General features: G+C 58.4%; 20 protein-coding genes. 12 read left to right on the forward strand and 8 right to left on the reverse strand.

What is annotated here, in order from left to right:
* The first annotated feature begins 151 nt into the window (after positions 1–151).
* Positions 152–2,059, forward strand: coding sequence for a sulfatase-like hydrolase/transferase (locus HDF12_RS04905; RefSeq protein WP_179581482.1), 1,908 nt, complete (start codon positions 152–154; stop codon positions 2,057–2,059).
* Between the two features lie 456 nt (positions 2,060–2,515).
* Here HDF12_RS04905 and HDF12_RS04910 read toward each other — a convergent pair whose 3' ends face one another.
* Positions 2,516–3,520: a hypothetical protein gene (locus HDF12_RS04910; RefSeq protein WP_179581483.1), complete on the reverse strand. Its 1,005-nt coding sequence runs from the start codon at positions 3,518–3,520 to the stop codon at positions 2,516–2,518.
* Positions 3,521–3,708: 188 nt separating this feature from the next.
* Here HDF12_RS04910 and HDF12_RS04915 point away from each other — a divergent pair, with 188 nt between their 5' ends.
* From HDF12_RS04915 to HDF12_RS04955, 9 genes are all read left to right on the forward strand, one after another.
* A complete protein-coding gene (locus tag HDF12_RS04915; RefSeq protein ID WP_179581484.1) occupies positions 3,709–5,388 on the forward strand; it encodes a hypothetical protein in 1,680 nt (559 codons plus the stop codon).
* Positions 5,389–5,436: 48 nt separating this feature from the next.
* Positions 5,437–6,633, forward strand: coding sequence for an acyltransferase family protein (locus HDF12_RS04920; RefSeq protein WP_179581485.1), 1,197 nt, complete (start codon positions 5,437–5,439; stop codon positions 6,631–6,633).
* Positions 6,634–6,648: 15 nt separating this feature from the next.
* Positions 6,649–8,571 (forward strand): hypothetical protein, encoded by a 1,923-nt coding sequence (locus HDF12_RS04925; protein ID WP_179581486.1) that lies wholly within the window; start codon positions 6,649–6,651, stop codon positions 8,569–8,571.
* Positions 8,572–9,093: 522 nt separating this feature from the next.
* Positions 9,094–9,597 (forward strand): 50S ribosomal protein L13, encoded by a 504-nt coding sequence (gene rplM, locus HDF12_RS04930; protein WP_179581487.1) that lies wholly within the window; start codon positions 9,094–9,096, stop codon positions 9,595–9,597.
* 76 nt (positions 9,598–9,673) lie between these two features.
* Positions 9,674–10,069 (forward strand): 30S ribosomal protein S9, encoded by a 396-nt coding sequence (rpsI, locus tag HDF12_RS04935; RefSeq protein WP_020712730.1) that lies wholly within the window; start codon positions 9,674–9,676, stop codon positions 10,067–10,069.
* Between the two features lie 185 nt (positions 10,070–10,254).
* On the forward strand, positions 10,255–11,190 hold the full coding sequence (gene rpsB / locus HDF12_RS04940; protein WP_179581488.1) for a 30S ribosomal protein S2: 936 nt from the start codon (positions 10,255–10,257) through the stop codon (positions 11,188–11,190).
* Between the two features lie 141 nt (positions 11,191–11,331).
* Complete coding sequence (locus HDF12_RS04945) at positions 11,332–11,994, forward strand: translation elongation factor Ts (protein ID WP_179581489.1); 663 nt, start codon at positions 11,332–11,334, stop codon at positions 11,992–11,994.
* 418 nt (positions 11,995–12,412) lie between these two features.
* On the forward strand, positions 12,413–12,853 hold the full coding sequence (locus HDF12_RS04950) for a hypothetical protein (RefSeq protein WP_179581490.1): 441 nt from the start codon (positions 12,413–12,415) through the stop codon (positions 12,851–12,853).
* A gap of 70 nt (positions 12,854–12,923) precedes the next feature.
* Entirely contained in the window at positions 12,924–13,508 is a 585-nt protein-coding gene (locus HDF12_RS04955; protein ID WP_179581491.1) for a beta-class carbonic anhydrase, read from the forward strand.
* Between the two features lie 145 nt (positions 13,509–13,653).
* On the opposite strand, the gene HDF12_RS04960 is transcribed toward HDF12_RS04955, so the two are convergent.
* The 3 genes from HDF12_RS04960 to HDF12_RS04970 all read right to left on the reverse strand — a co-directional run bounded on the left by HDF12_RS04960 (position 13,654) and on the right by HDF12_RS04970 (position 16,045).
* Positions 13,654–14,118 (reverse strand): hypothetical protein, encoded by a 465-nt coding sequence (locus HDF12_RS04960; RefSeq protein WP_179581492.1) that lies wholly within the window; start codon positions 14,116–14,118, stop codon positions 13,654–13,656.
* Between the two features lie 288 nt (positions 14,119–14,406).
* Entirely contained in the window at positions 14,407–15,366 is a 960-nt protein-coding gene (locus HDF12_RS04965; protein WP_179581493.1) for a hypothetical protein, read from the reverse strand.
* Positions 15,367–15,580: 214 nt separating this feature from the next.
* A complete protein-coding gene (locus HDF12_RS04970) occupies positions 15,581–16,045 on the reverse strand; it encodes a hypothetical protein (protein WP_179581494.1) in 465 nt (154 codons plus the stop codon).
* 188 nt (positions 16,046–16,233) lie between these two features.
* Between HDF12_RS04970 and pyrH the strand changes: the two genes are divergently transcribed.
* A complete protein-coding gene (pyrH, locus tag HDF12_RS04975) occupies positions 16,234–16,938 on the forward strand; it encodes a UMP kinase (protein WP_179581495.1) in 705 nt (234 codons plus the stop codon).
* A 254-nt stretch (positions 16,939–17,192) separates the two neighbouring features.
* Positions 17,193–18,377: an acyltransferase family protein gene (locus HDF12_RS04980; protein WP_179581496.1), complete on the forward strand. Its 1,185-nt coding sequence runs from the start codon at positions 17,193–17,195 to the stop codon at positions 18,375–18,377.
* 838 nt (positions 18,378–19,215) lie between these two features.
* Here HDF12_RS04980 and HDF12_RS04985 read toward each other — a convergent pair.
* The 4 genes from HDF12_RS04985 to HDF12_RS05000 all read right to left on the reverse strand — a co-directional run bounded on the left by HDF12_RS04985 (position 19,216) and on the right by HDF12_RS05000 (position 25,512).
* The gene (locus tag HDF12_RS04985; protein ID WP_179581497.1) at positions 19,216–20,538 is read right to left on the reverse strand and encodes a lactonase family protein; all 1,323 of its coding nucleotides are present in this window, start codon (positions 20,536–20,538) and stop codon (positions 19,216–19,218) included.
* A 105-nt stretch (positions 20,539–20,643) separates the two neighbouring features.
* A complete protein-coding gene (locus tag HDF12_RS04990; protein ID WP_179581498.1) occupies positions 20,644–21,873 on the reverse strand; it encodes a beta-propeller fold lactonase family protein in 1,230 nt (409 codons plus the stop codon).
* Positions 21,874–22,150: 277 nt separating this feature from the next.
* Positions 22,151–24,229, reverse strand: a complete 2,079-nt coding sequence (locus tag HDF12_RS04995; RefSeq protein ID WP_179581499.1) for a M13 family metallopeptidase — start codon at positions 24,227–24,229, stop codon at positions 22,151–22,153.
* Between the two features lie 197 nt (positions 24,230–24,426).
* Positions 24,427–25,512, reverse strand: a complete 1,086-nt coding sequence (locus tag HDF12_RS05000) for an MlaD family protein (protein WP_179581500.1) — start codon at positions 25,510–25,512, stop codon at positions 24,427–24,429.
* Between the last annotated feature and the right edge of the window lie 67 nt (positions 25,513–25,579).

The following is a 25,579-nucleotide window of genomic DNA, read 5'->3' on the forward strand; positions in this document are numbered from 1 at the left end:
CGCATGGTGCATCAGCTAAAGGGGCTCTGGAACAAATTCAGGTCAACCATTGTGCTCGGTTATCTCCCTACGTGGGTTGCTATTTCGGCTTCGGGCCTCTCCGAAGTTCACTCTCAACAGCAACGAATCTCATCCATTGGAGAACATACATATGAAGCGCAGAGACTTCCTGAAAACCACCGCCGCCGTCGCAGGCGCCAGTGTCGCCACTCGCCTTGGTTTCTCTCAAAACATCACACAACCAGGAGCGAAACCCAACGTCATCTTCATCCTCGTCGACGAGCTCCGTTGGCCCTCCGTCTTCCCCGTCGGCGTCAACAGCGCCGAAGAATACTTCAAGCGCTTCATGCCGAACCTCTACAAACACGTCTGGAAGCGCGGCGTAAAGTTCTCCAACTACCACACCGCGGCCTGCGCCTGCACACCTGCCCGCGGCACCATCATCACCGGCCTCTACTCACATCAAAGCTGGCTCATCACCACGATCCTCAACAATCCCAACCTGCCGGTCCTCAATCCTGCATTCCCTACCTTCGGCAAGCTCCTTCAGGCAGCCGGCTACAAAACCCCCTACTTCGGCAAGTGGCATGTCTCCGTCCCCAGTGGCCCCGCCGACACCGCCCCCTACGGATTCGACTGGAACAGTCCCCCCGACCCCACCGGAAGCAACCTGCAGGGCACCTACGGCGACTTCAACAACACCCCCCAGTACCACAACGATGCCTACACCACCAACCAGGCCGTCAATTACCTGCAGAACGTCAAGACCAACGATGCCCCATTTTTCCTGACCATCGGCTACGTCAACCCGCACGACCGCGAGTTCTTCCCCGCGGGAACGGAGTTCCTCACCTACACCGACCTCTTCGCGGACTACAACAAGAACAAACCCACAAGCGCCCAGCTCGCGCAGTTCACCGACTACACCACCACTCCGCCGATTGTCGACTGGAACACCAACAAGCTCAAATCCCCTCCCCCCTTCGGCTACTCCTTCCTTCCGGACAACTGGCAGAACCCCAACCACTACGCGGCATTCAACAAACCCACCACCCACACCTTCATCCAGCAGTTTCAAGCAGCCATCTGGGGAGGCATCACTCCTGACCCGTTTCAGTTCGGCTTCCGCGTCACTCCTTACGGCAACGGAAACCTCACCTTCGGCACGGGCGTCGCGCCTTTCTACTACTGGCAACGCGGTCTCGACAGTTACACCCAGATCACTAAGATCGTCGATGAAGAGATCGGTGACGTCCTCGATCAACTCCACAAGCTGCCGCAGAGCGTCATCGACAACACCGTCATCATCTTTGCCTCCGACCACGGCGAGTACAGCGGCTCGCACGGCCTCGTTCAGGGCAAGATCGGCACCGTCTATGAGGAGGCCACCCACATCCCGCTCATCGTCATGGACCCCAGCGGCCGCTTCACCGATGACACCAACACCATCCGAACCGGCCTCTGCTCCTCCGTCGACCTGCTGAACATGTTCGTCACCCTCGGCCACAAGGGCGACACAACCTGGCTAACGAGGTATCCTTACGACCAGATTTACAACAACCGGCACGACATGTACTCCATGCTGAAGTCGCGCTGGGCTCCCGGCCGGTCTTACCTCCTCTTCGCCACCGACGAGATCGCTCCCGACTTCTACAACTTCAACGGAGCACCAACCAACATCCTCGCCCTCCGTACTGACGACACCAAGGTTGGTGTCTACGCCGACTGGAAGCCGCACTCCGTCGACATCGACCCCACCACCGTACAGCTCGAGTTCTACGACTACTCCACCAAAGCCGGTCAGCTCGAGCTCTTCAGCCACCCCAACGCCCCCCGTGCTCAGGAGGGCTACGAGGCGCTCATCAACAACTACCTTCCCAACGAGCTCGCCGCACCGCTGCCCGGCAATCCACTCGATCCCAACTCCCTGCGTGCCCAGCAGATCAAGGCGGAGATCGCACACGTCGCCTTCCGCGATTTCATCAAGAACCAGCCGGACTCCACTTGGCAGAAAGGCAACGGCCTGCGTCTGTTGCTCGGTTACGGCGGGCCATTCTAATCAATCGACCGAGCCGCAAAAACTCAAGGGAGGCGCTCATTCCGCGTCTCCCTCTTTCTTCTGTTCAACACCTGACGCCTTTTCGTAGGCAGCCGCTGACATCTTTAGCGTCCCGAGTATGTGGTTGGCGAGCCGGAAGTTGCCGCACTTCTTTCTCAATTGTTGCTAAATCGCAAATGCACTCGTTGAACTTCGTGCACGCTCAACAGTTCCGCATCGCTCCCGAGTAACGAGCTGACCGGAGACTGACCCACTTCCAAAAAGCCTACCCCCTTGACAAACAGCCGCCCCAAATCCCCCCACTTTTAGCCTGCCGCACCCGCAATAAAAAATCCACCACCAAAACGCGAAAAGCCGCCACTGGCGCGTCCTCCACCACAAAAAGACGCTGTCAAAACACCACATCTCACCACCAGAAAACCACCTCATTACCACCATCCACCAGCAACCAACAGCTCAGAGCGATCCCGACGGCGCATCCACCCTCACCGGTAGAAACCGCTGCATCGCCAACTCCACCGTCAGCGGCGCCAGCGCCAGCGCAAACGGCAGAAAGATCCGCACCTCCTTCACCCTCCCCACCACCAGCCACATCCCCAGAAAGATCAGTGCTCCCGCCAAAACCCCCACCCCAGCCGCTTCCATCCGCTCCCGCCGCCTCACAACCATCCACACCGTCCAGGCAAAAGGCCCCATAAACAGCCAAAACGGAATCCACGAAGCCGCCGAACTCAAATTCAAAAGAAGCTGAAACACCGCCGTTCTTCCATAGCCCGTCTGCGGAAACATCCATCGCATCAGCCCATACTGAATCCCCACCACCATCAGCAGCGAAACCACGCTCGTGCTCGCTTGCACCCCCCGCGGCAGCGCAAATTCCCGCCCCAAAGGCGTCAGACAAACCAGCAGAATCCCCGCATGCAGCGCAAACGCGACATCGGCGCGCACAAATCCCTGCGCCACAGCCAACAGCAAGAACCCAACCATCGCAGTGCCGACACGCAAAGGCACAGCCAGCAGCAGCACCGCCAGCGCCAAAATCGCCGCCGTAGGCAACGTCTCAGGCCGTTGATACCAAAGCAGCCACGCCAGGTAGAACTGCACCAGAACCACAAACCCCGCCGCCCCAAACCACTGTCCCGTCCGCCCGGCCTCGCGATACACAGCCGAACGCCGCAGCACCAGAAACAGCGCAAACAAAGCGATAAAACCCGCGATCACATCCAGAACCGTCAGCATGTACCGAAGCGACAGATGTGTATGTTCAGCCAGAAAGTACGCCGTATCGATCACCCCAACTCGATACTGGTTGGGCGCATCTGCGGTCCCCCCCACCACGTCCATCCAGATCCCCGGCTCCGTATGGAACGCCTGACTGTAGCTCCAGTAATCCAGAAAGCCCGCCGACAGAACGATAAGACTCAGCAAAACGCTGACGACCTTCTTTGGGCCCTCCATCATCCGTTCTCTTCTCGCTTCCCCACTGCGTTTGAGTGGAAGAATAGCACTCCGTCACAGTCCTCAACCCCCACACGGGCCCAGCCGTTACCCCAGATATCAACCCTTGCGCAACTCTTTGCATCCCTCCGTACTAATTCTGTAATACCCTGAACTCTTACATCAGACTTGCGTTTAACCTCCTGTACACAATGAAGCGGCCAGGCTCCATCCCGTTCCCCATTCTTCGCGTCCTTGAGGCGGCCCTCCTCCTCGTCTCGGCCATCTTTCTCATCCTGCACGCCTTCCACCTCAGCGCCGACTTTCCCAACCACTCCCCCTGGATGGACTGGGCCAAGTACACCGACGAGGGCTGGTACGGCGACGCAGCCATCCGCCACTTCCTGCGCGGCCACTGGTACGTCCCCGGCGACTTCAACCCCGCCGCCGCCCTCCCCATCTGGCCCCTCCTCGAAGCCGCCCTCTTCCGCTTCACCGGCGTCAGCCTCACCGCCGCCCGCGGCCTCACCGTCGCCATCTTCGGCCTCATTCTTGCCGCCTCTTATCTTCTGCTCCGCCGCTGGCAAAATCTCACAGCCCCTGCCGGTCACAAACCCACCACCACCCTCGCTCCTGCCATCGCCGTCCTCCTCCTCGCGGTCAGTCCCTTCTGCTATGTCTTCACCCGCATGGCGATCCTCGAGCCCCTGCTCATCCTCCTCACACTCCTCGCCCTCCTCGCCGCCTCCTACGCCGGCCTGCAGCCAGAGAGCCTCCCCACCAATCTCCGCACCCGCCTCCATCAAGCTATCCCTATCGTCTCTCTCGGCTTACTTCTCCCGCTCATGGTCCTCACCAAGACCACCGCCATCTTCCTCCTCCCCTCCGTCGCCTGGATCTTATGGGCCCGTGCCGGGTACCGCATTCGCCCCTTCCTCCGCCTGATACTCCCCGCCGCAGCCCTGGCCGCCATCACCTGGATCGCCTACTACGCCTTCATCGTCCGCCCCCACTTCCTCGACGACTATCACTATCTCTTCAGCGCCAACGCCTACACCGGCATCACCCCCGCCACCGCCCTCTCCGTCCTCGGCGACACCATCACCGACGGCCTCTGGATCGGCAACATTCTCTACCCCCTGGCCCTCCTCGCCATCTTTTCAGCCTTCCTCCTCCGTCCTCGCCTCCTCCGCAACCCACTCATTCCAGCCCTTCTGCTCTGGGCAGCGGGCTACGCAGCCTTCCTCGCTTATCACAACAACCTCCAGCCCCGTTACTACCTCGTCCTCGCAATCCCCCTCACCCTGTTGATTCCCGTCGTCTTCTCCACCCTCTGGACCCTCCCGCAACCCAACTCCGAACCCCTCTCTGCCCTTCGCCGCCTAGGCACCGTCAGCATCGTAGCCGTTCTGGCCGTCCTTACCGTCACCGACGCCCGCCAGACCCTCCACTACGTCCGCACCCCCGACTACACCTTTACCTCCGCCGCCGCCCAGATCCGCAAAATCGTCTCTGCCGACCACACCCACAACCCGCTCATCCTCTCCATCAGCGGTTCCAATCTCTCCCTCATGACCGGCCTGCCCTCCATCTGCGACGACTTCGGCACCATGGACCTCGCCGTCCGCGTCAAGGCCTACCACCCCGGCTGGTACGTCGCCTGGAACCAGGTTGACGACGACAAGATGGACGCCCTCACCCCCACCTATCACCTGCAACGCGTCGCCGCCTTCCCCGCCATGGACGATCCAGAGCGCAACCTCCTCATTCTCTACCGCCTCGACCCCGCCACCCCCGGCACGCCCCCGCGCCGCCATCGCAAACCCGTCATCCCGCGACTCCTTCAGACCAGCTTCGGCCAGCAGCCCAGCTCCCTCCAGCTCGAACACTAAGGCCCCGCGCCATTGCTCATCAGTCCCCAAGCTATACTTGGCGTGACCATGCCAGACGAGACAAATCAGCGCCCGGAGCGCGAATCCAGGCGCTTCTACGAGCTTGATTCTCTCCGTGGCGTGGCCGCTCTCACCGTCGTTCTCCACCACTTTTCGCGCATCTGTCCAGACAACGTCACCCACCTCCTCATCCGGACTCCCCTCAGAATCCTCATCGCCGGACATCAGGCCGTCATCCTCTTCTTCTTCCTCAGCGGCTTCGTCCTCACTCTCCCCTATCAAAAAAAGAACCGCCTCAACTACGGCCCGTTCCTTCTAAAAAGGATCTGTCGCATCTACCTCCCTTATCTGGGAGCATTGGCCCTCGCCGTTGTGTTTGACCGTTATCTCCCGGCTAAGCCTTCCGACAACTACTGGATCAACTCCACCTGGTCCGAGCCTGTAACTTCACATCTCGTGATGCAGCACGTTCTCTTTCTCGGCAACTACAACTGGTCTCAGTTCAACACCGCCTTCTGGTCGCTTGTCTACGAGATGCGGATCTCTCTCATCTTCCCCCTGATTGCAGTCGCTGTCCTTCGCCTTCGCTCTATCTGGCTGATCCTCACTGCCGCCGCGCTCTCGGCCGCCTGTTTCCCCCTCGCCAACCTGTCTTCCAACATAGTGCACCTCTGCACTCACGAGACAGCCATCAACACGATGCTTACCCTCCACTACGCGGCCTTCTTCATCATCGGGTCGCTGTTGGCAAAGCATCTTCCTGCAGTCAACCGCTGGTACGCCCGGCTCACACTCAGTCAGGTCACGATCGCTGCCCTCGTCTCTTTGAGCCTCTACTGCTTCGGCAACGCCAGCAGCCTGGTCCAACGCTTTCCCACCATTCCTCAGGACATGTTCGACTGGCTGGTCGCCGTCGGAGCCGTCATGCTCATCGTCTTCGCAATCAACAACCGTCTCTTCCATCGCTTTCTCACCAGCCGCTCCGTCCACTACCTTGGAGAGCGTTCGTACAGCCTCTATCTCATCCACGGAACCATCCTCTTCGCCCTCATCCACACCCTCATGGGACGAGTTCGCCTCGACCTCCTCTTGCTCCTCTATCTCGCGATGACCCTGATGGTCACGGAGATCTTCTACCGCCTGATCGAACGGCCCACCATGCAGCTCGGTCGCCGCCTCACAGCTCCCGCAAGGCCCCAGATATCGACGACGCTTCTGCCCGTCGCGTCCGATTCTCATAAGTAAACTGGAGAACGTTTCATGACCCCAGCTTCGCTTCTGCACTTCCTTGAGGCCCTCGTCTGGTGCGCTCTCCTCTTCCTCTCCATCGTGGGCTACGGGGCCCTTTTCCTTCGCCTCTTCGCTATCCGCAGACCCTCCGTCACCCTCGCAGCCACCAGCGGATTCGGCGTCGTTATCTTCCTAGGCGGCTGCCTCAATCTCCTCCATGCCATCACAGCCCCCGTCCTGATCTCCTTCACGATCCTCGGCCTTCTAGCTGCCATTCTCCTGCGCATCACCATCAACGAAACCGACACGTCCAGCCCAGCCCCGTTACTCCAGAAGCCCTCAGCGGCATCAAAAGCCGTCCCCATCCTCCTGCTGGTTACAGCCCTGGTCTTCATCGTCCGCATCGCCGCGACCGTGCATACGCAGTCCTACCAGGCCTCCGACGACTACAACTTCTACCTCGCCGCACCGGCAAAGATGCTCCGGCTCCACCACTACGCCGCCGATCCCTTCAGCGAACGCCGCATCATGTCCAGCATCGGCGGCAACGACTTCCTCCAGACCCTCGTCCTCGCCGTCCTCCCCCTCGCCGACGTCCAGATGGCCGACCGCGCCCTCGGCCTCCTCCTGCTCGCCCTCCTGTCCTTCTCTCTCGCCGCCGAGTTCCGACTCACCCCGCCCCAGCGAGCCGTATTCGCGCTCCTGGTCTTCACGACACCCCAACTCACCTTCAATCTCACCTTCGTCCTTCTACCTAGCGCCTTCTTCTTCGCTCTCGTCTACCTCGCGGCCCATCGCAAACTCCTCGCCGCAAACCCAACCCTCCAAGCCCTTCTCCTGGGCGCAATCACCGGTGTCCTGGCCACCACCAAATCCACTTATCTCCCTCACGGAGTCATCTTCGTCGGCTGCTTCGCTCTCTTCCAAACGCGTCGCCGCGGCCTCTCCTCAGGCATCAAGACGCTCCTACTCGCCGCCCTCTCCTGCCTCATCGTCATGGCTCCATGGATGATCGCCAGTCACGCCACCTCCGGCACCTTGTTCTATCCCTCCCTCGGCAAGGGCTACCAGTACAGCGCCTACGGACTCTATCCCGCACCCTCAGGAGCGGGCCTCTCCATCCTCCTGCACAAGGTCGTCCCCTTCTGCGCCCCCCTCCTCTTTCTCTTAGGACTCGAGTGGTATCTAGGCGACCGCGACGAGCAAGGCGAAGCCATCCTCGCGCTCTCCGCTGCCGCCCTCTGCGCCACCCTGCTCGTCGGCATCGGCACTGGCGGAGACTCCGTTCGCCGCTACAACTACCCCTGCATCATCCCCGCGATGCTCCTCCTCTACATCGTCTTCAGCCGCCGCCGCAACACCTTCCCCGGCTCCCGCCGCTGGCCAATCCTGCAAACCGTCAGCATCCTCTTCATCGCCTACACCGCCATCACCACCTGGCGCAACAAGTTCACCAACGAGTACGACCAGATCCCCCTCGGCCTCAAAGCCGCACTGCAAGACACCCCCATAGTCCCCCCCAGCGTTACAGCCGAGTACGCCGCCGTCCAGCGAGCCATCCCCACCGACGCCGGCGTCCTCGCCACCGTCACCAACAGCTTCCTCTTCGACTACCGCGCCAACGCCATCAGCATCGCCGACTACCCCGGAGCCGCCAGCCTCCCCTCCGGCTGGCCCTCCCGTGGCGACGGCAACGCCCTCGCCAGCTACCTCCTTGCCCACAACCTCCGCTACCTCGTCTGCTCCTACGCCGACTTCGTCCCCCTCGACCACGAAGCCGTCAAAGTCCTGCACGACCCCAGCCGCACCCAGTGGATCCACAGCGAGCAGGCCATCATTCTCCGCTCCCACCAGCAATACGACGAGCTCGCCCGCACCCGCCGTCACCTCTACGACGATGGCCAGATCTACGTCCTCGATCTCGCTGAACCCGGACGTGATGAGCCACACTAGACGCCCTGCGCGGGCGTACCGGCTCTGCCCGGGTCGCGACCAACGGAAGCGCCACCCGAAGGGGTATACCCGTCACGAAGTGACCGCACCGCGCGCAGCGGGCCCGGCCGGCAGGCCACTTCTCACAAACCCCGGAAAACACGCCAAACAATCCTTGACGCAATCCCCGAACCGCCAGTAAGATTAAATCTCGCGCAGTCTCGCGTCTGTACGTCTGTGTCAGTACCACTCTCAGGCGGGTCAGGTCACCGAGACATCCGTGGTGGATCCACTGGGGAGCAGCCTTCAACATAGCCGCCCCTGAAGCACCCATCCCATAGGTTTGTGCGTAGTCCAGGTAAAGCGGTTTGTTCCGCGCGTCTTGGGGAGAAATCTCTCCTGTCCGCACATCGCCTTGCTCTGGAACAAACGTTCTTTCGGGCTCTTTCATTTTTTCTTTTAGCGAACCATCAACCTCGCACCACCTTCTTCATGCACCACGCCGAACACTGAAGACGGCAGAAACAAGGAGTAACCCAAACGATGTCCACCACGATTCCAAGTGGCAAAGATATTAAGCGCAAGTGGTACGTGCTTGATGCCAGCGGCAAGACCCTCGGACGCCTCGCCACACAGGCCGCCTCCGTCCTCGCCGGCAAGACCAGCCCCCTCTACACCCCTTACATCGATATGGGCGATCACGTCGTTATCATCAACGCCGAAAAGATCGTGCTGACCGGCCTCAAGTCTGACCAGAAGCTCTATCGCCGCTACACCGGATTCCCCGGTGGTCTCCGCGAAGAGTCCTTCATCAAGCTGCTCGCCCGTCGCCCCGAAGCCATCGTCGAACAGGCCGTCAAGGGCATGCTTCCCAAGTCCAAGCTCGGCCGCCAGATGGCCACCAAGCTCAAGGTCTACAAGGGAGCTCAGCACCCCCACCTCGCACAGCAGCCCGTTGCCATGGACTTCCATGCCAGCAACGCGCCCAAGGTTCTCACCTCCAAGGTCATGGTGCCGGCGCATCCTGCCCACTCGCTCGAAGGCTAAGCATCCCCTCCCGTTCTAAGGGAGCAAACGAAGTTTGGGGCATCAGCCCCGGGTTTTCAAAAGTTCAAGGAGCACCATGGCAGATCTGATTCAGTACTACGGAACCGGCCGTCGCAAGTCCTCGATCGCACGCGTCTTCCTGCGTCCAGGCAGCGGCAAATTCACCGTCAACAAAAAAGAGTGTGACGTCTACTTCGTCACCGCTCAACAGCGCGCAGCCGCCAAGCGGTCGCTCGGCATCGCTGACATCGGCGAGACCTTCGACGTCATCACCACCGTAAAGGGTGGCGGCGTCATGGGCCAGGCCGACGCCGTCAAACTCGGCATCGCACGCGCCCTCATGGTATTCAACCCCGAGCTCCGCAAGGCGCTCAAGGCAGAAGGCCTCGTTACCCGCGACTCGCGTGGTAAAGAGCGCAAGAAGTACGGTCAGAAGGGCGCTCGCGCTCGCTTCCAGTTCTCCAAACGGTAATTGGAATGCAGCCTTTAGCTGTTGGCTCTTAGCTTTTCGCTAAGAGCCAACAGCTAATAGCTAAAAGCTGGCTTTCGCATCACCCGCAGGCTTCAACCCTTGCGGCAAGGAGTCAAATCTCCCTTACGAGGGATCAATCCAGGCACCGGCACCACGGTACCGGCTGTCTTAACCAAGGAGCTACATTGGCAAACATCACTATGAAAGAACTGCTCGAAGCTGGCGTTCACTTCGGGCATCAGACCAAGCGCTGGAACCCCAAGATGAAGGAGTACATCTTCGGCGAGCGCAACGGCATTTACATCATCGACCTTCAAAAGACCCTCAAGATGTTCAAAGAGGCCTCGAAGTTCGTCACCGATCTCACCTCCACCGGCAAGCTCATCCTCTTCGTCGGTACCAAGCGCCAGGCACAGGATGCCATCGCCGAAGAAGCCACCCGCGCCGGAATGCCCTACATCAACAGCCGCTGGCTCGGTGGTCTACTCACCAACTGGGTCACCGTGCAGAAGTCGGTAAAGCGCCTCACCGAACTCGACGACATGTCGACCGACGGCCGCTACGAGCTCCTCACCAAGAAGGAAGTCATCAAGCTCGAGCGCGAGCGCAAGCACCTCACCACCAACCTCGCCGGTATCAAGACCATGAAGCGCCTTCCTGACGCCATCTTCGTCGTTGACTCCAACAACGAAGCCATCGCCGTCGCCGAAGCCCGAAAGCTTGGCATCCCGGTCGTCGCCGTCGTCGACACCAACTGCGACCCCACCGTCGTCGACTACGTCATCCCCGGCAACGACGACGCCCTCCGCGCCATCCGCCTCTTCACCACGAAGATCGCCGATTCCGCCTACGAAGGCGTCCAAATGGTCTCCGAGAAGGCGTTCGCCACTGAGTCCGCTGACGTTCAGCCCCTCGCAGTCTCCCCCGAGTACGTCGGTGAAGATGGCGAGATCGAAGGCGTAGAAGTCCACGCCGCTGCCGAGCCCACCGAAGCTGCTCCCGAAGAAGACGAGACCGTCGACCTCGCTGCAGTCCTCGGCGGAAACATCCGCAAGGCTCCTTCGGCCGCCTCCGAGCCCGAAGCCGAGTCCGAGCCCATCTCAGCCCAGGCCGCCGTCTAGCACCATCTATCGTGCCGAAAGGCCGTCGCAAGGGAAGGGCAGGGCATTAGCCGTGCCGTAACCGTCTCTTGTTATTTTGGTGGGGCGCGGGCATCCAGCCCGCGCCCCTTTCGCAGAAACCGCAACTCAAGGAAACTCACAATGACTGAAACCGCCGTAAAGATCGACGCAAAACTCGTCAAAGAACTCCGTGAAAAGTCCGGCGCCCCTATGGGCGACTGCCTCAAGGCCCTGCAAGAAGCCAAAGGTGAGATGGAAGCCGCCTTCGTCGTCCTCCGCAAGCGCGGCATGGCCTCGGCCGCCAAGAAAGCGACCCGCACCACCAACGAAGGCGCAGTCGGAACCTACATCCACGCCGGCGGCAAGATCGGTGTTCTCCTCGAACTCAACTGCGAGTCCGACTTCGTAGCCCGCACCGAAGACTTCCAGGAGCTTCTCCGCGACGTCGCCATGCACATCGCCGCCGTCGACCCGCGCTTCGTCAGCCGCGAAGACGTCACCGAAGCCGACCTCGAGCGCGAGAAGGACGTCTACCGCGCCCAGGCCGCAGCCTCCGGCAAGCCCGCCGAGATCATCGAGAAGATGCTCACCGGCAAGCTCGCCAAGTTCTACGAAGAGTTCTGCCTCCTCGACCAGCCCTTCATCAAGGAAGCCTCGCAGACCATCGGCCAGCTCATCGCCAGCAAAGTCGCCAAGCTCGGCGAGAACATCAGCGTCCGCCGCTTCGCCCGCTTCAAGGTAGGCGCCACCGACTGGACCGTAGCCCAGGCCAAGGCAGCCGTCACCGAAGAAGCCGCCTCCTAATCTGTAACCATCATCGATACAAAAAGCCCGGGCCACCAGCCCGGGCTTTATGTTTTTAGCCTGTCATCAAGTTTTAACTGCGAGAATCGTCATCTCGACCGAAGTCGCGCAGTCTTATCGCGCGACGTAGTGGACAGACCCCTGCATTTTGCCTGAGCCGGCGCCTCTTCCTTGAACAGGTCTCGCTTGACTCGCTACCTCACCTCCACTAATCTCCAACCATGCACTTCGCCTCTGCAGCCCGGTATTGTTGTCCGCCCAGCCTCTAGGCTGACGACACCTCAGGGCACCGCAGACCCCTCCAGATCAATCGTCAGTCGAACATCCAAGCGCTCTTTTCCCGCTTTGACCTCCGGTCAGGCATCCCTTCCCGCGCCGACATCTCAGCCAACGACGATCAATCACGGAGACTACACCGATGCGCAGACTCATAAGCCTTCCTCTCGCTGTCCTCACTCTCATCGCACCCATCACGATTAAGGCTCAAGCCACAGCACCCACTCCTGCAAAGCCCTATCTCGTCGAGTGGGTCTACCGAGTCCAATACGGCCACCAGGATGAGTGGTGGTCTCTCTTCCGCAAGTATCAAATCGCCGCCCTCGACCGTGAGCAGCAGCTCGGTTACATAACCAGCTACACCGTCTATGGCCCCGGTCTGCACACCTCGGAGGACAGCCGCTGGGACTACCGCATCGTCATCACCTACAAGGACCAACCCTCCTCCACTCACGAAGGCGAAGTCCTCCACCAACTCTTCTCCGACCAGAGCACCCTCCACAAAGAAGAGAACCGCCGATGGGAACTTACCTCGAACCACTACGATCTCCCTATCCAGATCGTCGATCCCCACGCAGAATAATCCGCACCATCATCCCACCATAAATTCGCCACAACCCACGATCGAACCACCACACTCAGGAGACACCACCATGAGTAAGATCCTTACCGAAGTCCTCTCCGCCAACGAATCCTATGCCAGCAACTTCGGCGAAAAATCCAAACTAGCCCTCCCACCAGCCCGCGGCTTTGCCATCCTTACCTGTATGGACGCCCGCCTCGACCCCGCCAAATACGCAGGCCTCGCCGAAGGAGACGCCCACGTTATCCGCAACGCCGGCGGCCGCGCCTCAGACGACGCCATCCGCTCCCTCGTCATCAGCTACAAGCTTCTCGGCACCAAAGAGTTCTTCGTCATCCACCACACCGACTGCGGCATGCAGTTCTTCACCAACGATGTCATCCGCGGCCTCCTCGCCAACAGTCTCGAAACCGCAGCCCTCACCCCCGAAGGCTTCAAAGATGTGGGCAAAGGCCCAGGCTCCACAGCAGCCGAGTTCGTCGAGTTCCTCACCATCAAAGACCAGGCCCAGTCCGTCCTCGCCGACGTAACTCGCATCCGCACCAGCCCGCTCGTGCCGAAGTCCATCCCCATCTACGGCTACATCTACGACGTAAAATCCGGCAAACTCATAGAGGTCTCCGCCGCGACTGCAGCCGGCCAAGCCCTTCTATAAAACTGGCGAAGAAGGTCGTCATCCTGACCCTGAGCGTCGAAACCCAGAAGCAAACCACTTACCCTGAGCGCTCACCATGCAGGAAAGCCCGGATACTGTCCGGGATTCCGCTCAATCCGTACTAGTTAAGCAGGCTGACGACCTTCTACTGCCAATGCCCAGCCTTCTCAGCGTTATCCACAATCGTATGAGCGTAGTCGATTTCAGCGATTGCATGGTTTCGAAGCTGTTTCGCCTGCGGCAGCTCCTCCGCGTTCTCCAGATCCTTGTGCGCGCTCAGAAGCAGCTCGTTGGCCTTGTGGAAACGGTCCCGCGGACTCAGGCCCGGATCGACTTTATAGGAATCATGCAGGCTCTTATCCTCATCGATCGACGCCTGCTTGATCTCGCTCACCGCCGCATCAATGTGTTTTGTCGCCGCATCGGCGTCGCGCTTCACCGGCTCTGGCGCCGACATTCCTTCATTCAGATACCGCCGCGCTGCACGCAGGTCGCTGAGCGCATGCTGATAAGCCGGGTGAGCACCAGGTGCCCCTTGTGCCTGAACCACCGGGACCGCTGTCACCATCAGAGTAGCGGCTAAGATTGCAAACCGCATATTCAATGCCATATTTATCTCCTTCTTATGCCTTTGGAGTGTTGCGTAAAATCTCAAACCATCTTGGAGGACGTGGTCTTCGCCCAAACTCGCAACTGCCCGTCCGCACAGCACGAGCGAAGACCCAGACAATACTCCAGTGATAGATGCAAGTGTTGGCCCTTGGGAAGTACGACCCGTAAGTCACAGCAACGGAACGTGTCATCGTCGCGAAAACCAGTGAGCGAAATAATCCCGCAGCCGTCTAACCACGATCAAGGAGTGTCACGCCATGAGCAAGATCCTCCCGAAGTCCGCGCCTCAACGCGAAGACACGGAGTACTGCACCAGCACCCCATTCACAAAATCCGCCTGAACCCTCTCATCCTTGCTCTTATACGTGCATGAGGTGATCCCCATCCCATTCTCTGTTCGGTCATGCGCCTCCACCGCCGGGCCATACAGAGCCTCCACCTGATCTCTGCTCATCCCTTTCTTCAAACTCTGCGCCGGATCAGCACCATTGTCCGAGGGATGCACCGCCAGTCCCGTACCTTCGCCCGGAGCCCCTCCAGCGGGATGCGCCCCGTCAGCCCCCGTCGCGTCTCCCGAAAACGAGACATACTGCGCCAGCGCACTCTCAATCACCTGCGGCGTCAATAAATCCCCCATCGCTCGTGCGTTCAATTTGATATTGAATCGCGACCCACCCTGTTGCCGCTTCATCGCCACCTGCCCCGTCCTTCTTTCAGCATCATCCTGGGCTCGCGCGCTATCGATCCGATTACGCCTCTCGCGCTCAGACCTCACATAATCAAGTTCACGCTGCAACGAGCGCCGCTTATCCGGATCGTTTTCGTTGCTGATCTGGTTCTCCAGATCCTTCTCCCGGTCGCTCTTCTCCGCTGGCGTGAAGTGGACCGCAGTATCCGTGTTATCCCCCGCTGTCCCATATCCCCCACCGCCAAGCTGAAACTCGACGTTATCCTTGTTCACCTTTACCTTCGTGACCATCACCGTATCGCCCCGCTGCAGCGACACCCCGAACTGCTTCAACCGGTCTCCATAGCTCTTCGCGTCCAGCGGCTGAGGCCGGTTCGGATAGATGTCCACACCCTTCTGCGTCCCCGGCATATCCATCTTCACAACCACCTGCTTGCCTTCAAAGAAAGAGGAAAGAGCCTCCGGGTTCTGCGCCGCCACGCGAGACGCACCCACCAAAACAAGTACAACCCAAGCCAGCGAACAGAAACCCACCGACAACCAGCGGCATCGACGCATCGCACCTCCTCCACTATCTACCCGCGAATAGAAAAAAAGGCCCTGGGATTATGCAGTTCAGAACGAAATTATCACAGCCTCTTCTCCATCTTTCAATTCTCTCTTCCGCTGAATCACCCGAATGAAAAAAGAGCTCCAAGCGTGCTCAGACTAAAGCACAAATACGAGAGGGGAGCGCACTAACGCTCCCCTCTCGTATTTCAAGCGACAGCGCCTACTCCCAGTGAGCCGTGCGCTCCGCATTGTCCACAATCGTATGCGCGTAATCGATCTCCGCGATCGCATGGTTCCGAAGTTGACGCGCCTGCGGTCCGTCTTCGGCGCGCTCCAGATCCCTGTGCGCCGCAAGCAGAAGCTCATTAGCTTTGCGGAACCGGTCATGCGCGCTCAGACCAGTATCGATGTGGAACGGATCGTTCAAGCCTTTACCATCATCGATCGAAGCCTGCTTGATCATGTTGATCGCCGCATCGATGTGGTGAATCGCCTCATTATCCTCTCGCTTTACCGGCGCCCATGCCCATCCATCATTCAGATAATGCCGTGCCGCGCGAAGATCGCTAAGCGCATGCAGATAGGCAGGGTGGGGTCCCGGAACCTCTTGCGCCTGCACCGTCATCGGCGCCGCTGCTGCAACAATACCGGCTGTCAAAACCATCAAACGTACTTTGCTGAACATTTACTTTCTCCTTGGGCTGCGTCGTATCGTGCCCGCACCCAGCAATACCCACCTTAACCCGCAAAGATGTGCACAACCTTTACAAGCTCCACCAAAGTTGTAAACAAAATCTGGTGTCGAGCCGTCTATAGGCTCGAATTTAACCACCCAATAATCTTCCCCTCCACCATGCGATACTTAGTTCTGACATGTACAAAAGAGTCCTCCTCAAGATCTCAGGCGAAGCCCTGGCTGCAGGCAAAGGTTTTGGCATTGACGCCGTTTTCATTCACAAAATAGCCGCTGAGATCGCCGCCGTCCACGCCCTCGGCTGCGAGATCGCCATCGTAGTCGGTGGTGGGAACTTCTTTCGCGGCGTCGCCCAGCAGGCAATCGACATGGACCGCGTCGCCGCCGATCACATGGGCATGCTCTCCACTGTTATCAACGCCATCGCCCTTCAAGACGCCATCGAGAAGCTGGGCCTCTTCTGCCGTGTCATGTCCGCCATCGAGATGCACGAGGTCGCCGAGCCCTACATCCGCCGCCGCGCCATGCGCCACCTCGAAAAGAACCGCATCGTCATCTTCGCCGCCGGAACCGGCAACCCCTTCTTCTCCACCGACACCGCCGCCAGCCTCCGCGCCATGGAGATCAAGGCCGACATCCTCCTCAAGGCCACCTCCGTCGACGGCATCTACACTGCCGACCCCAAGGTCGATGACAAAGCCACAAAATTCGAACAGATCACCTACAGCGAGATGCTCCGCCTCAACCTCCGCGTCATGGACACTACCGCCGTCTCCCTCTGTCGCGACAACAACATGCCCATGATGGTCTTCAGCATGCGCGAGCCCGGCAACATCGTTCGCGTCGTCAGCGGCGAAAAAATCGGCTCCCTCGTCACAGCCTGATCGGCTGAGATCGGTCGTTCTTGCCGTTGCCGTCCTTTTGTTGTCATCCCCGCTAGGGATCTGCGTTTGTTCTTGCCCTTACGTATCCTTTCGCAGCGAAGCGGAGAAACCTGCCGTCGTCCCATGCCCTCCGGCTCGAAATCACGGAAGTTGATGCGAATTATGTCGTCTTCCGTGTACCCTCGCGCGTCCAATCCTAAGAAACCGCGTTAGACAGAGTTGAACGGTACTATCCCATTCAAGCAGGACGTATAGTGAATCCCAGCCTTCTGGAACCAGAGATCGAGCAGCCGCAGACCCCTGTTCAACCACCCGTGGCCATCACTACCCGCAAGCCGCCCCTGCCGGCTCTCACCGGTATCCGCACTCTGCTCGCCATCTTCATCATTCTCTTTCACTTCACGCCGCCACACCTCGGCCTCCTCTATCCCATCATCGACAACGGCTACGTCTTCGTCGGTGTCTTCTTTCTCATCTCCGGCTACGTCCTCACCTACAACTACGCCGACCGCGCAAACACCCTGGTCAAACGCGAGTTCTGGCTCGCCCGCTTCTCCCGGCTCTACCCCATCTACCTGCTCGTCCTCCTCATCTCCTTCCGCATGGTGCAGGACGAGTGGCACGCCCGCTCCCGCTTCGAGTTCTGGCAGGGAATCATCCTCACCCCCCTCGTCCTCCAGGGTTGGAGTCCCTCCGTCGCCACCTTCTGGAACACCGTCGCCTGGACTCTCTCGAGCGAAGTCGTCCTCTATGCCGCCTTCCCCTGGCTCATTCGCCTTCCGTGGCCCAAAAAGCCGATCCAGCTCGTCTTTCTTCTCGCAGCTCTCTGGATCATCGGCCTGTTCCCCCACTCCCTCTATCTCTGGCTCAACCCCGACCACATCGTCGGTCCGGTCGACCGCTACAGCTCCACCCAACTCATTCGATTCCTCAAGTACACCCCACTCCCGTACGTCTGCACCTTCCTCATTGGCGTCACCCTGGGCAAACTCCAACACGCCCTCACCATCACCTCACGTCAGCGACTCCTTCTCTCTTTTGCCAGCCTGGCCCTTGTGGGAGTCTTCTTCTACACCCTGGTTCTCCGCACACCCTATCTCCTCATGCACGGCGGCCTGATGACCCCCGTCTTCGCCGCCCTGGTCCTCGGCCTCAGTGGGCCACACGCAATCTCGGCCATCTTCTCCTGGCGTCCTCTCCTACTGATCGGTGAAAGCAGCTACTGCCTCTACCTGCTCCATTTCAATGTCTTCCAACTCCTCCACATCTACCGTGTGCCGGAGCGACTGCACCTATCAGCCCTCGAGCCTTGGCTCTCCTACGTAATCCTTATCTTGCTGGCTTTGGCCGCCTTCCACTTCGTAGAAACCCCTGCCCGTAAAGCCATCCTCACCCGCTTCTCCCGCAAACCCCGCATGCTGTCACCCGTCTCAAACTAGCGACCTCCGCAGCCGCAACGCTCCCGATGCACCGTCGCGCCCCAGTTTCAAGTCATTATTCGTTCCACGATTGTTTCCTGGCGCCGTTCGTTCTTTTCGTTCGTTCTTTTGCTGTGTTCTGTTTGCTTGTCCTTTTGGCTTGTCCTTTTTGGTTTGTTCTTTTGGTTGTCATCCCGTAGGGATCTGCTGTTGCTGTTCTTCCTTTCTCCACCGGATTCCCCTGCCACCGCCTGGTCTCGCTGGCCGTACCTGAGTCGTGCCTGCCATTCCGAGCGAAGAAAACCTCGCATTTCGCCCTCTTTTCTGCACGCCGACGCGTTTTGAAAGGCAGTGAAAGTCTGATTCATCGCAAGCCGCCGCGCGCCAGTTCAAAGCCAGTCGCCCAAGAATCCTGTCAAGCCCCAAAGTCGCCAATCACCGCGCCAGACAAGGAGAAACGCGTGGCGTATTAGTTTCGGTCGATCCGCTATACTTAATTCAGAGCTCAAAAGAGATGCCCTCGGACAAATCCGAGGGCTTTATGTTTAAGGGGGATTAACCTAACTCGTTTGCTTGGACGAATTTAGCCGTAACCCGTTTCGAATGAAGATTTTGCGCGAAGCCATATTTTATAAGTCATTGAAAATAAATGAGTTACATCGTAATACCAGGGGGGGGGGGGTACCTCACAGAAAGGTATAAGGGAAAGCAGTGTAGGTACTGACCAACGGCCTCAGTCAGTCGAAAGAACGCAGTCGCACCCGAGTCACGGGAATTTCAGGAAACAGAAGGAAGCCAATAGCCAGGAGCGCAAAAAAGCCCCGCAATAGCGGGGCTCTCTGCACAACCGGGAACGCCGTTACTCGACTATGATCTGCGTCGGATGCGAACCATTCGCCACTGCCACTGCACAGGTCGGCAGTGCGCCCGAGGGGAACGGCGTATTCTGCACCTGCTTCAGCGTGCCGTTTTGAGGGGCCAGTTGAAACGCCGAGACATCGCCTTCGAGGTTGTTCGACGTATAGAGGTAAACGCCGAGTGCCGGTTCGATCGCAACGCAGGTTGGACCCGTGCCCGTGGCCGTCGAAGCAGAACCGACGGACCCCGTCGGATTCCCCGAGTTTTGATCGATCGTATAAGCGCCAACCGTTCCGGAGGAGAAGTTCGCAACATACAGGAACTTGCCACGCGGATCGACCGTCACACCCACCGGGAAGAGACCCGTTGGGAACTGGTTATTGACCATCGGGGTCAGCGACCCATCTGCATTGGCTGTTTTGCCGTAGAGCACATTGGCCGCCTGGTCCGTGACATACACGAACCGGGAGGAAGGATCTTCCGCGATCGCGCTCGGTGTGATCCCCACGCCATAACCGGTTGCCACCGTCTTGCCCGTAGCATCGGTCGTGATCGTGGTCCCGGGAGTAGGAGTCAATAACCCCGTCGACATGTTCTGTGAGAAGCCAAGCAACGCAGCCTTAGGCGTCGTCGGTGTCTCCTGATCGATGATGTAAACAAACGAGGTCTGAAGTCCAGATCCCGTGCCGTCGGTCAAAGTGCAGGTCGGATTTCCGGCATTGTAGGCGGCCGACGGTTCGCAGCGCGGACGGCTGACCACAACCCCGACTGGGGTGTTGCCGACGTTGACGGTCTTAGGAGTTCCCAGCGAGCCGTCCTTGGAACTGATTGGAAAGATCGTGATACCGCCAGGCCCAGGCGAAGCGGTCGAGTACAGCTGCTGTCCAGTTGGACCCAGCTGATATTGGAAGGTGACATAAAGAAAAGCACCTGCCGCATCCATCGCAACCGCGGTAGCATTGCTTCCCGTTATGTTGTACGTGTTCTGCAGGTAGATCTTCCCGTCGGTTCCGATTGAGTACTCACCGATGGTTGAATCGTCGTGATTGACGACATACAGATTTAGCCCATTCGGCGAGGCAACCAGGGTCACCGGATTTCTGCCTGCCGGTATCGGTGAATCTGCCAGCGGCGTCAGTGATCCGATCTGGAAGTCCACCGCGTAGGCATTGATCCCACCGTTAGGAGAGGTGCTCGTCAACGGTTTTGCAGTCGTCACGTATACATACGCCAGCGTGTAGTCGCGGCTGCACGCCGTTACGCTCACCAACGCAAAAGACAATATCGAGGCCACTGTTCCGCGACCCATCTTATTCCACTTCATGCTTGCCTAACTCCGGGGCAAATCGTTTCCGCCCGTTCCTGCTGTCCCGATACTCAGAATTCCTACCGACATTCTGTCCTGGTTCTCCAGCTGCCGCTCTGCCAGCTAGTTTACGTTTCCGCTTACTGCGAGGCACGTCGTCTGTCCGGTCGCCGTGAACTTCGACCCTCTGCGCAGATCCGACAGGGTGCCTGTTGTCGAGATCTGCTTCCCGGTCACCGTCCCATCTCCATTTGACGTGTAGATGTATTGATTCGACGGGTCCTCGACCATACAAACCGGCCCTGCGCCGACCGGGTACGGGTTGTTCCCCGGATCGTTCAGCAACTGCAGTGCTCCGTTGGACAGGATATTGAACGCCGAAATCGAGCTGTTCGCATTCGTGGTATCGGTAGTCGACTGGTTCGCGACATAGACAAAGTTCTTCGCAGAGCCTGTCCCGCCGACCAAGGAATAGACCGGATTTGCCGCCGGTGAGGGATTGGTACCCACTCCGTTGTTGATCGTGTTCAACGAGCACGAAGTGGCCCCAACGGTAAACGGAAGAAGCTGCCCCGGACTGTTCGTATTGGGAGCACCTGCATCGGTAATGTAAATATTGCCTCCACCTGCAATAATCGACGTAGGCCGTAGAGCATTCGTACTGTACTTTTGCGTAGTCGTAAGCGTCAGCTGTCCGGCGGTTCCAGCCGCGTAGGGAGAGACGGTCTGGTCAGCTGTATTGAGCGTTAACACGCATCCGCCCAAGACCGCCAACATTGTCGGCGTTTGCCCAACAGGGAAGTACGTCAGCTGCAAGCCCGTCGCGGGATCCTTGATCTGCTGGTTCAATACCAGTGTCAATCGGCCGGTGTTCGGGTCGATCGAGAACACCGTGATGTCCCCGTTCGGAGGTAGTGGAGCCCCATCGAGCGAGGGTGCCTGCTGGTCCAGAACATACAGGAAGTTACCCGTAGTATCGACCGCTGCCCAGACAGGTGTAGTCCCCTGGCTTGTGAAGCACTGCTGGAAGGTCAACACACCCTGTCCGCCAACGCTGAACTCGCTGATGCTGCCCGCGGTTCCGCAAGGCAGGTTGGTTGTTGTTCCATTCCCGCCCCCCTTATTGACCACAAAGACGAAGCGGCCACCCGGCTTCACCACGATCGACACAGGGTTCGCTCCGCCAGAGGTGAACGGCGAATGAGGAATCGTTGTCAGATTTCCCGTAAAGTCATCGATCTTGAAGCCGGCGATCTGGTTGTATTGCGTTCCAAGAACCCACATGAATCCGATCGTGCCGCCACCGCACGCCGTCATGCCCAGACCCATCGCTACGGACACTACCAAGGCCATTGAAACCCGGCCAATCCTGCTCAACTTCATGCGCTTCCTTAATCCTCGCCAGTGAACGTCTTCCGTCCACCTTTTGCCGCGAGCAACTCTGTAGGGTACGATTCCTTCGCTTATTGTAGAAGCTGTCGCGACTTTGTGCCACTTATGCCGCTCATTCTGGTTGGTCTATCCTTCGCGCGCAAGGTCACCACGCCATGGTTACTCCAGCTCCCCCGATCTTAAAGCGAACACGAAAAGCCCAGGCCCGCAGCCCGGGCCTCTGCCTCACTTCTATCCTCTACCAGACGCGACAGGAGTTCACCGGCATCATTGGTTGTCCTGCTTTACAGCCAAAGGCCTTGCCGAACTCATCGAAGTTTTGCACCGTGCCCTTCGCCCGCCACTCGCCTGTGCTGTGCGGATCGGTCTTGGCCAGCACACGCGCGTTCTGTTCCGTCTGATTCTGGCACCACAGCTGTCCGAAGGTGATAAAGAAGCGCTGCTGCGCGGTATAACCATCACGCTTCCCATCGACATACCCCGGCTCAGCAGCGGCTCCCTGTTGCGTTAGAGCTGCTTCGAGCGCCTGGAATGCAATGCGAATCCCGCCATTGTCTGCCGTATTTTCGCCAAGCGTTAGCTTTCCGTTGAGGTTTTGTCCCTCGGCAACCTTGAACCCGTCATACTCTTTCGCTTCGCAATCGGTACGCTCGGTAAACTTCGCGCGGTCCTCCGCTGTGAACCACGGCCGCACATTTCCTTTCGGATCGTACTTCGATCCCTGGTCATCGAAACCATGCGTCATCTCATGCCCGATCACAGTACCGATGCCGCCAAAGTTTACCGCTGGATCTTTGCTGTTGTCGAAGAAGGGAGGCTGCAGAATCCCGGCAGGGAAGTTGATATCATTATTCGGAGGGCTGTAGTACGCATTGACCGTAGGCGGCGTCATACCCCACTCCTTCTCGTCGACCGGCTTGCCTAGCTTGGCATAGTTGCGGGCCCGCTCAAAGTTCTGACCCCGCTGCACGTTTCCAAGGTAGTCGTCGCGCTTAACAGTCAATGTGCTGTAGTCGCGCCAGCTTTCCGGATAACCGATCTTGTTCCGAATCGCATCGAGCTTTGCCTTCGCTTCTACCTTCGTCGCGTCGCTCATCCATGGCAGCTGTTGTATGTCCTGTCCCAGCGCCTGTTCAAGCGCCACCACCAGTTTGTCCATGTTGGCCTTCGCATCGGGAGGAAAGTATTGTTTCACCCAATCCTGGCCCACGGCTTCACCCAGCGCCGCATCCGTTGCGCGTGTACAACGTTTCCAACGTGGCGTCTGTTCCTTCTGGCCTTGCAGCGTCGCTGAAAAAAAGTTGAAGTTTTCATCCACAAATGGCTTCGACAAAGCAGGCGCAGCGGTTCTCAACGCCTGCCAGCGCAGATAGCTCTTGATCGAATCCAAACTCGCCGTATCGATCGCTACATTCATCGCCTTGAAGTAGTCCGGCGTCGCGACATTCAGCGTACTGAACTCTCCGATCTTGACTTCTTGCAAATAGGTCTGCCAATCATAATCGGGAGACAGCACCTCGAGGTCCTGCCTGGACATAATGTGGTACCGCTTCGCCGGATCTCGCAGCTCGACGCGATCGATTGAGCCCTTGGCGAGCGCCGTCTCGATGGTCATTACACTTTTAGCCTCGTCCGCAGCTCTCTCAGGAGCATCGCCTAATAGCACGAACATCTTCGCGACGTGCTCGACATACTGATCCCGTAGCTTTTGGCTCCTCTCATCCTCAGTCAGATAGTACGACCGGTCCGGCAGCGAAAGGCCCCCCTGGATCGCGCTCGCAATCTGCTGGCTCGAGTCTTTCTGATCCTGCTGCACATTCAACCCATAAAACACGCCCACAGAATAGGTTCTCTGTAACTCTGCGACAGTCGTCGCCAGTTGCTTTTTGTCCTTCAACGATTCAATCGCCGCCAATACTGGCTTCAACGGCTTCACCCCCAGTTGGTCCGCCAGATCCACGTTCATGCACGCAGCGAAGTAGTCCCCGTACTTCCGCTGCAGGGGAGTCTTCGGAGCGTCGGCGGCAGCCCTCAACTCGGTATACAACAAATAATTATTTCGCTCCGCCAACTCGTTAAACCTTCCCCACCGTACCTGATCTGCAGGTATAGGATTTTTCTTCAGCCAATTGCCGCAAGCATATTGGTAAAAATCGGTACAAGGGTCCGCGGTCTTATCAATTGCGGAAAGGTCGAAGATGATTGGCTGCTTCGGCTCCGAACTTGGCCCACCGGCTGCATCTGCCCTAGTAAACGCTTGCCCAAGACAAACTCCCGTAGACAGTATCAGCACACTTGCAAAAGACTTAGAAATCATCTCTCTCCTCACAACAACTCTCCATAAAGAGCAACTATTCAAAGAGCGAGACGATTCTTCGTCTACTCAAAAACGCAACTCTCAGCGGTTCTACAAAGACGAGACACTGTATCGCAAAGTTTCGGGGTCCGTAAAACGCAGAAAAAAACGGGCTCAGGCCAGAGCCCAAACCCGTCATCTTTGTTGCTGCACCTTCTCTAAAAGATCTTCAGATGGATCGTCAGGTATTTCTTCGGATCGCTTCGAATCGTCTTCACCAGATCCGTGCTGGCCTCCAGCAGTTTGTTCAGGTTGGTGTAGGCGGCATCGTCGGTCACTAGTTTGCCCAGCGTACCTCGACCATCGTTCACTCCAGTCACCAGCGTGTTTACCTGCGTCAGCGTATTGCTCAGATCCTGGCGAAACTTGGGATCTTTCAGCATGAGCCCAATCCCACCTTTGCCAGCGTCGGCATCGGCCAGCAGCGAATTCGCATGCGCAAGCGTCGAGTTCAGGTTTTTATAAAGGGTATCGTCCTTTATCAGTTTGCCCGCCGTGCCCTTGCCGCTGTCGATCCCTTCAGCAATACTCTGTAACTTCGCCACTGTGCCGTTTAGCCGGTTGTACAACGTGTCGTCGGTCATCAGTTTGCCGATCGACCCGCGACCCGCATTGATATTCTTCTCCAGCTTCAAAAGCTCATCGACGGTATTGTTCGCCTTGTTGTACAAATCAGGATTATTGATCAGCTGCCCGACCGAGCCCTTCCCCGACTGAATGTTGTCAACGATGATGTTCATCTTCGCCAGAATCACATTCAGGCTCTCGATCGTTCCCTGGCTCGCCTTCACGACATCGGTCAAACTAGGCGTCTCCAGAGTCTTCAGTACATCACCGTCCTGCAGTGGCGGCCCCACGGCAAACTGGCTATTGATATCCACCACCGTATCGCCCAGCACTCCCACCGTCGACAGCGAAGCCTTCGAATCTTTCTTCAGATTGGTGGCGAACTTTTCGTTCATCTTCATCACCACCTTCACCGGAGTCAGCTTGTGCTCTGGTGAGTTGTCGATCGTCACAGACTTCACCGTCCCGATCGTCACGCCTTCCAGGTTCACCGCCGCACCTGTCTTCAGGCCAGCCGAGTTCTCGAAGAACGTCACCACCGTCAGCTTATGCGAAAAAATTCCCAGACCCGACGAACTCGTCATCAGGAACAGCAGGGTCACCAGCACCACTGTCGAAATCAGTACAATCACGCCCACCTTCAACTGCGACCACCGGACCTCCTGCTGGCTGGGCATAGCTCTCCTTTAAGACCTTTTTGCAAAACTTCACTGCCACGGCGTCGCACCGCCGCCTCCCACCTGT

The sequence above is a fragment of the Tunturiibacter gelidiferens genome (genome assembly GCF_013410115.1).
GTDB lineage: Bacteria > Acidobacteriota > Terriglobia > Terriglobales > Acidobacteriaceae > Edaphobacter > Edaphobacter gelidiferens.